This is a genomic window from Caloramator proteoclasticus DSM 10124, from assembly GCF_900129265.1.
GTDB classification, from domain to species: Bacteria; Bacillota; Clostridia; order Clostridiales; family Caloramatoraceae; genus Thermobrachium; species Thermobrachium proteoclasticum.
In genome coordinates this window covers 1-11,609 of sequence record NZ_FQVG01000068.1, presented here as the reverse complement: position 1 = coordinate 11,609, position 11,609 = coordinate 1, and the positions used below count along the sequence as shown (strand labels likewise).

Here is an 11,609-nt window from a genome sequence, read left to right as displayed (position 1 = left end):
TTTCAGTTTAATTTTTGGTTGGTGAATAATTCAGGCTAAGATTTCTTATAAATATTTTTCAGTTTAATTTTTGGTTGGTGAATAATTCAGGATTAATTATCCCAAATATACAAACAAAGTCTTTGATGAATTTATTGTATTAGATTTTGAAACAACTGGCCTTTATCCAGACACAGATAAAATAATTGAAGTGTCAGCACTTAAGTTCAAAGATAATATAAAAGTAGATGAATTTCATACACTCATTAATCCTAAAATCAAAATTCCTAAAGAAATAACTAAAATAAATGGGATTACAAATGATATGGTTAAAAATAAACCTACTATAGAAGAAATACTGCCTAAATTGCTTGACTTTATAGGTGCTTTACCTATAGTAGCTCACAATGCATCTTTTGACGCTAAATTTCTAAAATATGCTGTTTTATATTGCTATGGTAATGATATAATTAACAATGAGTTTATAGATACAGTTAAAATTGCACGACAAATTTATCCCAATTTACCTAATCATAAATTAGTTACTATTAAAGAATATTTAGGTTTTGATTTAGAAAGTCATAGAGCCTATGATGATACTTTAGTTACCGCTCAAATATATATCAATTATTGCAACAAAATGAGAGAACGAATAAATGAATTGAATAGTATAAAAGAAAATTTAAGTAAAAAAGTTATTTATGACACTATTGATGAAGATATTTATAGGTGTTTCATAGCATATAAATCAAATGAATATCAAGGTGGAAGCTATACTGATTTTTTGAAAATTGAAGATAAAATATCACAAATATGTTTAGAGCATGGTGGTAGATACTATAAAACCGCATGCAAAAGTGCAAAATTTGCGATAGTATTTAATTATTCATCAAGATTACATCAAAACATTGAAGAATTGAAAAACAAAGGTTATAAGGTCACTACTTTTGAAGATGCTTTAAAATTTTTTAATTTAGAACACATGTGGAATCTGGAAGAGTTAAAAAATAAAGTAGATAATCATAAAACTTCTTTAATTAACTATTACAATTCTCAAATCATAATACAATAAATATCAACGGAGCCTATTAAGGCTCCTTTTATTTTGTCATTATTTGTCGTAAAATTCTGTATACCGACATAGGAATTATTAACTTTTTGTAGAATTTATAAAATAAAGGCTGAAATTATTTTAAATTTGTGATAAAATGAACTTAAATTATCGAACAAATGTTCGATATATTTGTTTGTCGGGGGGATTCTGATGGATAATATATTAATCAACTGGATTAGAATTGATAATACTACATACCAATTAAAACCTCTCTGCTCACAGAACAGAGAAGAAACTTCCTGCTGTAATAAAGGAGATGACAATATAGAATATAAGCAGGAGGATGATAAATAATGAGAGGGCATATTCGCAAAAGAGGAGCTGGATACCAAATCATTGTGGACGTTGGGAGGGATCCAATCACAGGCAAACGAAAGCAAAAAGCCGTTGGTGGCTTCAAAACAAAAAAAGAAGCTGAAAAGGCACTGGCTGAAATGATAGCAAATGTTGAAAAAGGAGAATATTTTGAAGCAGAAGAAATCACACTCAAAGAATACTTAGATAAATGGATTAAAGCTTATTGTGAAACAAACTTTGCTCCAAAGACATTAAAAAGTTATAAAGAAATGATTGAGTGGTATATACTACCTAAGCTCGGTCATATAGAAATACAAAAAATAAAACCCTTGCATATACAAGAGTTTTATAAAATATGTATGGATGAATATAATTTGAGTGGCACAAGTACAAGATATATTCACACAATACTTCATACAGCTTTTAAACATGCTGTTAAATGGCAATTACTTTTAAATAATCCTACTGATGCAGTTGAACCACCAAGGAGAAATAAAAATCAATTTTCAGTTTTAACATCTGATGAAGTAGAAATTCTTCTTAATGCATTAAAAGGCTCAAGCTTATATTATCCTACCTTGATTGCAATTTCAACTGGCATGCGTAGAGGTGAAATATTAGGTTTAAGGTGGTCAGATATTGATTTAAAAAATGGATATATTTATATTGAAAATCAATTACAGAGAATAAACAAAAATTTTGAATTAGTCCCAACAAAAACAGCAAAGAGTAAAAGAAAAATTGCTATTCCTCAATTGCTTATTAAAGAGTTGAAAGAATTAAAAAAACTACAACTTGAAAATAAACTTGCTCTTGGGTCTGCTTATAATGATTTAAACTTTGTATGTTGTAAAGGTAATGGTGAACCTTATGACCCTGATTATATATCAAGACATTTTATGAGAGTTATGGAGAGAATATCAAAGAGATATAATATACCTGATGTAAGATTCCACGATTTAAGGCATACACATGCTACTTTATTATTAAAAGAAGGCACTCATCCCAAAATAGTAAGTGAAAGATTGGGACATAGTCAAATAGGAATAACACTTGATACTTATTCTCATGTTTTACCTGAAATGCAAAAAGAAGCAGCTGATAAAATAGATATATTACTTTTAAAGAAGGTCTAAAAAGCCTTCTTTTTTTCTTATGTTGTCATTTGGTTGTCATTAGCTCTGTTTTTGATGATTTCAAAAAAATAACAAAGCCTTGAAGTTGGATTTTTCAAGGCTTTTGGTGGTGCGCCCGGAGGGACTCGAACCCCCGACCAACTGGTTCGTAGCCAGCTACTCTATCCAACTGAGCTACGGACGCATATTCTTTTTTGAAGGATAAAAGCCGCACCCTGTGCGGCTTTTATGGCGGAGAAGGAGGGATTTGAACCCTCGCGCCGGTTTCCCGACCTACGCCCTTAGCAGGGGCGCCTCTTCGGCCAACTTGAGTACTTCTCCATATTGCCTACTTGATAGTTTTTATATGGCGGAGAGGGTGGGATTCGAACCCACGGTAGAGTCACCCCTACGCCGGTTTTCAAGACCGGTGCCTTAAACCAGCTCGACCACCTCTCCGTATCGGACATTTATTATTATATCAGCGACTTACTTTGTTGTCAACATCTTTTTAATTTTATTTTTTGTTTTTGTCTTAATTGCCCATCGACAATATTTATTATATAATCATCTTTCATTTTATGCAATGATAAATATATAGCATAAATGTATAGGAGTAGCCCTTTTAGTTGCTACTCCTATTTTTATAATTACTTTGTTATTCTTTCTATTCCACCCATATATGGTCTTAATACTTCTGGTATGATTACTGAGCCATCTTCTTGTTGATAGTTTTCAAGTATTGCTGCAACAGTTCTTCCTACTGCAACACCTGAACCATTTAGTGTATGCACATATCTTGGCTTATCCTTTGCATCCTTCTTGAATCTTATATTTGCACGTCTTGCTTGGAAATCTTCAAAGTTTGAACAGCTTGATATTTCAACATATCTTCCGTAGCTTGGCATCCAAACTTCTATATCATATTTCTTTGCTGCTGTAAATCCTAAGTCACCTGAACAAATTAGAACAACTCTATATGGTAATCCAAGAAGTTGTAATACTTCCTCTGCATCACGAGTTAGTTTTTCTAATTCTTCATATGAATTGTCTGGATCTGCAAATTTAACAAGCTCTACTTTATTAAATTGATGTTGTCTTATTAAACCTCTTGTGTCACGTCCTGCTGAACCAGCTTCTGAACGGAAACAAGCAGAGTATGCAACGTGCTTTATTGGTAATTTGCTTCCATCTAATATTTCATCCATATACATATTAGTTACAGGAACCTCTGCTGTTGGAATTAGGAAGTAGTCATCATTTGTTACCTTAAATGCATCCTCTTCAAACTTTGGAAGCTGTCCTGTTCCTGTCATACTCTTTCTGTTTACCATAAATGGAGGGAATATTTCTGTATATCCGTGTTTATCTATATGTGTATCTAAGAAAAAGTTTATTACTGCTCTTTCAAGTCTTGCACCAAGTCCCTTATAGAAGGTAAATCTTGCTCCTGTTACCTTCCCTGCTCTTTCAAAATCTAATATATCAAGCTCTGTTCCTATATCCCAATGAGCCTTTGCTTCAAAATCAAATTGTCTTACGTCTCCCCATCTTCTAATTTCAACGTTGTCTGCATCAGTTTCTCCCTTTGGAACATCCTTGTGTGGAACATTTGGAATTCTTAGAAGTAGATAGTTTATTTCTTCTTCTACCTTACTAAGTTCTGCGTCATATTCCTTGATTTTATCTGATAGTTCCTTCATTTCCTTTAATAGTTCATCTGCATTTTGGCCTGCCTTTTTAAGCTTTGCTATTTCTTGTGAATCTGTATTTCTCTTGTTCTTCAAAACTTCAACTTCAGCAAGAATGCTTCTTCTTCTTTCATCAAGCTCAACAACCTTATCAATCATTTCAAGGTCAAATGCCTCACCCCTAATCTTCATTGCTTCTTTTATAGCCTCGTGTTCAGCTCTTATTCTTTTTAGGTCTAACATTTTAAATCCTCCTTTTCTATATTAATCTACTTAAATTTTTTACAAAAATAAAGACCCTTCATCCCTATAAAGGGACGAAAGGTCATACCTTCCGCGTTGCCACCCTAATTGGCTAAAAGCCCACCTTAAAACCTTTAACGGAGGTTACCGTTTTGCTCATCGCAAACCCTCAGGGATGGATTCAATAAGATAAAGTACTGACTCGCACCAACCGTCAGCTCTCTTAAACTTTAAACTTATTTACTATTTCCCATCATCAGTTTATTTTAATATATATTATAACACCATTTCAAAAAATTACAACATCAATTTATTATTACCATAATAAAAGAAACATTTCAAGCTTGTGAAGTTTATTAAACCTGGGCATTAGTATTCTTCTTACCGCCATTATATTTACATTCCCCATATTTATACCATAGTTGTAACTTGCAAAGGCTATTTGAAAACCTGACTTTTTAACTATATGTTGAATAGATTTATTTAAATCTCCTCCTCCATATGGATAGCAAAAAGAAAGAGGCTTTACTCCTAAATTTTTTTCTATATCTTCAAAGCTCCATTTAATTTCCTTCTCTGCTGTATCTAAATCCACCTTAGATAGATTAATATGATTCCTTGTGTGTCCTCCAAAGGCTATACCATTTAAATACATTTCCTTAACCATATCCCAAGTTAGATATTCATCCTCTCCTATTTTACCCGTTGCCAAAAATATTGTCGCAGTAAAACCGTATTTTTTTAGTATTGGATAGGCATTTTCGTAATTATCTCTCCATCCATCATCAAAAGTTATTAATATTGGTTTTTTAGGTAGTTTAATTTTTCTACCACTGTAATAATCAAGTAATTCCTTTTCTGTGATTGTTTGATATCCTCTCTTTTTTAAGTACTTCATCTGCTTTTCAAATTGTTTTACTGATACAGTTGGAACCTTTGCATCATAAACCTCATCATTAACCCTATGATAGGTTAAAACCGGTATTGGTTTTTTAGGATTTTTATAGGTAAACCCAGTTAAAAAGGTCATAAAAAACAAAAGTACAAAGGCGGTACAAAATACTTTACTCTTTTTTATTCTGATATTTAACTTATATCTTAATCCCCTAACCCCTACAAAAAGTAAATATACAAATATTATTAGTTTTAATATATCAAAACATACAAACCCCAAAGAAGACATTATAGCAAGAAATATAATACACATAAACATATCTAATTTCATTTTCATCCCCCCTGTTTAAAAAAAGTAAACTTGGCAATAATTATAATGGGGAGGGGTTAAGATGAGTGAAATAGATATTTTAAGTCAAATAGCAGATTTAAAGGAAGTAGATTATAAAAATACTCTTATGGTTGTTGGGTTAATTGAGCTTCTTATTGAAAAGGGATTAATAAATAAATCCCAACTTATAAAAAAGATAAAAACATTAGATAAAATAGCAGATATTGAAACAGACGATATTATATAATATGACCCATGCATCCGCATGGGTCATATTTTTATATAATAAATTTTCCATCCTTATAAATTAGTTCTCCATCTGCATATATCTCTCCGCCATCTCTCATATCACAGAGCATATCCCAATGAATTGCGGACGAATTTTTAGAACCTGCCTCTGGAAATCCTCTACCTATTGCAAGATGAACAGTTCCACCAATCTTTTCGTCAAACAGCATATTCTTTGTAAACTTCTTTATTCCATAGTTTGTTCCAACAGCAACTTCTCCTAAGAATTTTGCTCCTTCATCTGTATCTAAAAGTTCAAGTAGTAGTTCTTCTCCCTTTGCTGCTGTTGCTTCAACAACCTTACCCTTTTCAAATTTAAGTCTTATATCTTCAATTTCACGACCTGCGTATATTCCTGGGAATGAAAATCTTATATATCCCTCAACACTGTCCTCTATTGGGCTTGTAAAGACTTCTCCATCTGGGAAGTTTTCATTACCACAGCAGTTTATCCATTTTCTACCTTCAACACTCATCCTTATATCAGTATCCTTTGATACTATTCTTATTTCCTTTTTAGTATCAAGTATTCTACATATTCTTTCTTGTTGTTCTCTTACTTCCTGCCACTTTTCAATAGGATTTTCTAAATCTATATATCCTGCACCATAAACAAAATCTTCATATTCCTCAAGTGACATACTTGCTTCCTGTGCATCTGCTTGAGTTGGAAATTGTGTTCCGCACCATTTTAACTCTTTATTTGCCATTCTTCTTTCAAATATATCAATTAGTTGTCTTCTTCCTCTTGATCTTAGTTTCATCTTTGATGCATCAATATTTGTTAGCATTCTTGTATTTTTCTCGCCCCATATAGTTAATATAGCATCAACTGTTTCAAAGGCTGTCTTTGCTGACTCTGGTATGTACATTATCTGCTCATCATTTCCGTTCTTTAACATAATCTCTGTTAATTCTTCGATTCCTAAATCAACTTGAGGATAAACACCCATTTTTACAGCTTCTCTATATACTTCCTTTATTAAAGGTATAGTTGCTTGCCCACCCTGTATTAAAAGTTTATCTCCTGCCTTTAAATTCAATGAATACTTTAAAAGAACCTGTGCTAATTTTGTTACTCTATTATCCATTTTTCCCCCACCTTTCACATTAATCAATAGAATTTTAACACAATTTTAGTTTATTTGTAAATATTATTCAATTAGAAATCCTTTTTCCTTTAGAGCCTTTGTTATTCTCTCCATATCTTTTTCGCTATCTGCCTCTATTGTATGAATATGAACACCCTCTGTTAAGTTAGATAACGGTTTTGCATTGCTCTCCCTAAGCTTCTTAACAAACATTTCTACATCATATATAGACCTTAGCATTAGTTTTCCTGTTATTTCACCATATATCTTGTGTTCAATAGTTACATCTAAAACCCTTCCACCTAATGAGACTATAGTTCTAAGCTCATCTTCTATTTGATTTTCATTGTGTTTTACAGCTATAATTTTCTTAATAAATTGATTGTTGTTAACCATTAAAACATAACCCTGTGGTGTTGCTATTATATCGTGTCCTTCTGCTCTTAAGAGAGCTATATCCTGTACAATAACTTGTCTACTTACGTTATATAGTTTAGAGAGCTCTCCTCCCTTTACAGGTAAGGAGGCTCTTTTTAAATAGCTAAGTATTGCTTCTCTTCTTTCTTCTCCTCTCATATTCTCCTCCTATAAATTTGTTTGTGAGGTTAACCAATCAACCATCCATACTCCATCTATGTTTACACATTTAAATTGTAAATTTACATCACCCTCAGGTGCAAAAAATGTAACCTTTACTTTAGCTATGTTCCCTTCTATATTATATTCACCAACTCTAAACTCTTGATTTGTAAAACCTAAACTGTATACCTCCATCATTTCTTTGTAGTAGTCATCATAGCTTTTTCTAAAATTATTAGATGCCTCATCTGACATCAAAAGATATGCAGAAAAGAAATCTCCTTCTTTTTCAAAATCCATCTGCTTTTTTAATACCTGTGAAGGATTTAAGTTCTTATCTCTTTTTAAAACACTTCTATTTCTGTTATAGGTATATTCTCCTTTGTTTGTTCGAATAACTACCTTTTCCACCATAGGAACTTCTGTTATTGTATTTACTATTGAATACAGTGCTAAGTTGCTATCCTTATACATATCTCCTATTTCACGATTTAATCTAATATACACTATTCCTGATTCCTTTTTTATTGATTTAAGTTTTATGTTGTTATCTATAAACCCTCCCTTTTTTAGGTGGTCTATTATATAGTTTGTACAAGTAGCCTCAAGAGAGCCCTTAAATTTTGTTACAACCTCAATAGGTCTTAAATAATTGTCCTCACCTATTTCATATATAACTATCCTAACATCGTATGTTTGTACTTCCCTTTGCCTGCATCCATAGATAAAAAATGAAAGTGTGAGAAGAAGGAATATAAAATATTTTTTCATATAAAACACTCCTATCCCTTAAATTCATAAGGAATTGATATTATAAATTCTGTTCCTTCCCCCACCCTACTTTTTACTTCTATCGTTCCATTATGCTTTTTAATAATTTCATTAACAATTGAAAGCCCAAGTCCACTTCCACCAGTTTTTCTATCCCTTGTTTTATCTACTCTATAAAATCTTTCGAATATCTTAGGTATGTCATCCTCTGGTATTCCAACTCCGTGATCCTTTATATGTATTATTGCTCCTCTGCTGTCCTTTTCAACCCAAAAGTCAACTCTACCATATTCAAAGGAATATTTTACCGCATTTTCTACTACGTTATACAATGCCCTAAATATATTATCTCTATTTGCCTCAATTTCTACACTCTGACCATCATAAAATATTTCTACATTTTTAGTTTTTGCAATATATCCTACCCTTTTTACAACCTGAAGGCATACATCATTTAAATCAAACTTTTCAACCTTAACTCCAAAACTTCCTTCCAATTTAGTAAGTTCCAAAAGATTATTTACTATATTACTTAATCTGTCTATCTCAGAATGTATATCCTGAAGAAACTCCATTGCCATATCTTTATTTGCTAATTCACTTGATATTAAAGATTCCACAAGTACATTTATGCTGGCAAGAGGGGATTTAAGTTCGTGAGATGCATCTGCAACGAATTGTCTACGCTCACTGTCTATTGTAGTTATTTTCTCATTCATTTCATTAAAGGCCATACATAGCCTTGCAATCTCATCGTTCCCTATAACTTCAACCCTCTGTTTTAGATTTCCTTCTGCCATATTCTCTATTGCATCAATAACACTATATATTGGTTTTGTAGCATAGGTGGATATAAAATAACCTATTAATGTAACTATAGCAAGTATAAATAGAGAAATTGTAAACAATCTCTTTTCTATAACTATAATCTTATTGTATATATCATCTATAGGGGTTAAAAACAAAACTACTCCCTTTACTTTATCTCCAATTAATATTGGAGTTGCAACACTTAGATAGCTGTTTTTTAAAAATCCCCTTAATTTAGACGTTTTTATTCCTGAAAAGGCCCTTTTAACCTCTCTATTTTGATAATATTTCCCAATAAGCTCATTTTTAGAATCTGCCTTTACGATGTATTTATCATCTATCACTAATATCCTTGAGTTGGATTGATTAGATATAGTTTCTACTGCAATGTCAAAAAGAGGCGTTTTATTTAAATCCGCCTCATAAGCCAAATCAGCAATTGTTCTCTGATATAGATATATATTCCCTTTTCTTTCAGTAATATATTCCTTTCTAATTGCCAAGAAAACAAATATATTTACTAAAAGTAAACATACTGTTAGTATTGCTACATAGGATAAGGATAGTTTTAGTTTAACAGAATTTTTTATTAAATCATCCTTTATAATAGTAACCAACTCCCCACTTAGTTAATACATATTGTGGGTTACTAGGATCCTTTTCTATTTTTTCTCTCAATCGTCTTATATGTACATCAACTGTTCTTGAGTCTCCATAGTAATCATAACCCCAAATTATTTCAAGTAAAGTATCTCTGCTATATATTTTCCCTGGATTTGTAACAAGTAAGAATAGAATATCAAATTCCTTTGAAGTTAAGTCAACTGGTTTACCTGCTATATTAACTTTTCTTGAAGGAACGTCAATCATTATATCTCCAGATTTTATTATATCTCCTTTATTTGCTACTATGTCATAGGTTCTTCTAAGTAATGCCTTTATTCTTGCACGTAGCTCTAATATATTAAATGGCTTTGTTAGATAATCGTCTGCCCCGTATTCAAAGCCAAGAACCTTATCTTCATCTTCGCCCTTTGCTGTTAGCATTATTACTGGAACAGAGGATCTCTCCCTTATTTTCTTAAGCAATGTTAAACCATCAACCTTAGGAAGCATTATATCAAGAATTATTAGATTATAAATATTTTCACTAATTTTTCTTAATGCATCCTCTCCATCATATGAAACATCAACGCTGTAATTATCAAGTTCCAGATTATATTTTATCCCTTTTACAAGATTTTCTTCATCATCAACAATTAAAATTCGGTAGTCCATAATATATCCTCCCTTGTTTATTATTAGGGTATGTCAAAAAATTATAACTATTGCAATTAATATTATATTAATATTAATGTTTGCAATCAACTTCTTGAAGTATTTTTAACTTTTTATCGTCTATTTCATAATTATGATGATTTTTTATTAAAAATTTTATATAATCGTCACAATTATCAAGATAAGTTATTGCAATCTCAGGATGATTATAGTATGAATAAACTGGTTTAATTCTATAGAGCTTTTTTAAGATACCTGGAGAAATTTTATTTAATATTGTTATTACAGACTTATTTATAACGTTTAATCCACTATCTATTTTTCCTATATCGTGTAAAAGAGCTGCTTTTACTAAACTTATATCATATAAATCTTTCTCTAATGATTTTTGTAATACTTCCCTTGCAACTTTTACGGAATGAACCTTTTCTGATTCCTTAAGTTTATTAAAAAGCACCTTCTCATTATCATTTAAATAGAAATCTATAAATTTTTTATCTTCATCGGTTAGTTTTGCAAATATAGCCCAAAGGAACTGTTTAATTCTGTACATCTTATACATCCTTCATATGTGTAATTACAAGTGTATTTATATATATTTTACATCAAAAAATAAAAAAAGCAAGGTCTACCCTTGCTTTTTATGGAGCCGGCTATAGGAATCGAACCTACAACCTACTGATTACAAGTCAGTTGCTCTGCCAATTGAGCTAAGCCGGCATATATGGCGACCCAGAAGGGGCTCGAACCCTCGACCTCCGGCGTGACAGGCCGGCACTCTAACCAACTGAGCTACTGGGCCATACTATCCGGCAACGACCTACTCTCCCACACCGCATTGGTGCAGTACCATCGGCCCTGCGGAGCTTAACCTTCGTGTTCGGAATGGGTACGGGTGTTTCCTCCGCGGCATTGTCACCGGATTAGTTCTTTCAAAACTGCACAGCCTGTATGATCAAGCCCTCGACCTATTAGTACCAGTCAGCTAAACGCCTCACGACGCTTACACCTCTGGCCTATCAACCTGGTGTTCTTCCAGGGGTCTTACTAGCTTACGCTATGGGAAATCTCATCTTGAGGTGGGCTTCGCGCTTAGATGCCTTCAGCGCTTATCCCTTCCGAACATGG

The 11,609-nt window shown here is 32.3% G+C and carries 12 protein-coding genes, 5 tRNA genes, 2 rRNA genes and 1 other annotated feature; of the genes, 4 read left to right on the top strand and 15 right to left on the bottom strand.

Annotated elements, in window-relative coordinates; genetic code table 11:
* Nucleotides 1–91: 91 nt before the first annotated feature.
* The 3 genes from BUB63_RS11905 to BUB63_RS11900 all read left to right on the top strand — a co-directional run bounded on the left by BUB63_RS11905 (nt 92) and on the right by BUB63_RS11900 (nt 2,526).
* Entirely contained in the window at nt 92–1,051 is a 960-nt protein-coding gene (locus BUB63_RS11905; protein WP_084106777.1) for an exonuclease domain-containing protein, read from the top strand.
* 192 nt (nt 1,052–1,243) lie between these two features.
* The gene (locus BUB63_RS13665; RefSeq protein WP_159431475.1) at nt 1,244–1,387 is read left to right on the top strand and encodes a hypothetical protein; all 144 of its coding nucleotides are present in this window, start codon (nt 1,244–1,246) and stop codon (nt 1,385–1,387) included.
* Complete coding sequence (locus BUB63_RS11900) at nt 1,387–2,526, top strand: site-specific integrase (protein ID WP_073250003.1); 1,140 nt, start codon at nt 1,387–1,389, stop codon at nt 2,524–2,526. Before BUB63_RS13665 ends, BUB63_RS11900 begins: the two co-directional genes overlap by 1 nt.
* A gap of 107 nt (nt 2,527–2,633) precedes the next feature.
* Here the strand turns inward: BUB63_RS11900 and BUB63_RS11895 are convergent.
* From BUB63_RS11895 to BUB63_RS11875, 5 genes are all read right to left on the bottom strand, one after another.
* Nucleotides 2,634–2,710: transfer RNA gene (locus BUB63_RS11895), tRNA-Arg, on the bottom strand.
* A gap of 45 nt (nt 2,711–2,755) precedes the next feature.
* A tRNA-Ser gene (locus BUB63_RS11890) sits at nt 2,756–2,847 on the bottom strand.
* A gap of 26 nt (nt 2,848–2,873) precedes the next feature.
* Nucleotides 2,874–2,964 (bottom strand) — tRNA-Ser (locus BUB63_RS11885).
* A gap of 191 nt (nt 2,965–3,155) precedes the next feature.
* Nucleotides 3,156–4,439 carry a serine--tRNA ligase gene (gene serS, locus BUB63_RS11880; RefSeq protein WP_073250001.1) on the bottom strand — a complete coding sequence of 428 codons (1,284 nt, stop codon included), beginning with the start codon at nt 4,437–4,439 and terminating at the stop codon, nt 3,156–3,158.
* A gap of 67 nt (nt 4,440–4,506) precedes the next feature.
* Nucleotides 4,507–4,705 (bottom strand) — a binding site (T-box leader).
* Nucleotides 4,706–4,755: 50 nt separating this feature from the next.
* A complete protein-coding gene (locus tag BUB63_RS11875) occupies nt 4,756–5,664 on the bottom strand; it encodes a polysaccharide deacetylase family protein (protein ID WP_073249999.1) in 909 nt (302 codons plus the stop codon).
* 61 nt (nt 5,665–5,725) lie between these two features.
* On the opposite strand from BUB63_RS11875, the gene BUB63_RS11870 reads away from it, so the two are divergent.
* Nucleotides 5,726–5,911: a hypothetical protein gene (locus BUB63_RS11870; RefSeq protein ID WP_027309180.1), complete on the top strand. Its 186-nt coding sequence runs from the start codon at nt 5,726–5,728 to the stop codon at nt 5,909–5,911.
* A gap of 31 nt (nt 5,912–5,942) precedes the next feature.
* On the opposite strand, the gene BUB63_RS11865 is transcribed toward BUB63_RS11870, so the two are convergent.
* From BUB63_RS11865 to BUB63_RS11820, 10 genes are all read right to left on the bottom strand, one after another.
* A complete protein-coding gene (locus tag BUB63_RS11865; protein WP_027309179.1) occupies nt 5,943–7,043 on the bottom strand; it encodes an aminopeptidase in 1,101 nt (366 codons plus the stop codon).
* A gap of 63 nt (nt 7,044–7,106) precedes the next feature.
* Complete coding sequence (locus BUB63_RS11860) at nt 7,107–7,619, bottom strand: transcription repressor NadR (protein WP_073249997.1); 513 nt, start codon at nt 7,617–7,619, stop codon at nt 7,107–7,109.
* 9 nt (nt 7,620–7,628) lie between these two features.
* Nucleotides 7,629–8,393: a GerMN domain-containing protein gene (locus tag BUB63_RS11855; RefSeq protein WP_073249995.1), complete on the bottom strand. Its 765-nt coding sequence runs from the start codon at nt 8,391–8,393 to the stop codon at nt 7,629–7,631.
* Nucleotides 8,394–8,404: 11 nt separating this feature from the next.
* Nucleotides 8,405–9,820, bottom strand: a complete 1,416-nt coding sequence (locus BUB63_RS11850) for a sensor histidine kinase (protein WP_027309177.1) — start codon at nt 9,818–9,820, stop codon at nt 8,405–8,407.
* Entirely contained in the window at nt 9,798–10,481 is a 684-nt protein-coding gene (locus BUB63_RS11845) for a response regulator transcription factor (protein ID WP_027309176.1), read from the bottom strand. Before BUB63_RS11845 ends, BUB63_RS11850 begins: the two co-directional genes overlap by 23 nt.
* 73 nt (nt 10,482–10,554) lie before the next feature.
* Nucleotides 10,555–11,034, bottom strand: coding sequence for an HD-GYP domain-containing protein (locus tag BUB63_RS11840; RefSeq protein WP_051350704.1), 480 nt, complete (start codon nt 11,032–11,034; stop codon nt 10,555–10,557).
* Nucleotides 11,035–11,125: 91 nt separating this feature from the next.
* Nucleotides 11,126–11,201, bottom strand: a tRNA-Thr gene (locus BUB63_RS11835).
* 5 nt (nt 11,202–11,206) lie between these two features.
* Nucleotides 11,207–11,283 (bottom strand) — tRNA-Asp (locus BUB63_RS11830).
* A 5-nt stretch (nt 11,284–11,288) separates the two neighbouring features.
* Nucleotides 11,289–11,404, bottom strand: a 5S ribosomal RNA gene (rrf, locus tag BUB63_RS11825).
* Between the two features lie 28 nt (nt 11,405–11,432).
* Nucleotides 11,433–11,609 (bottom strand): 23S ribosomal RNA (locus BUB63_RS11820); the annotation flags it as partial.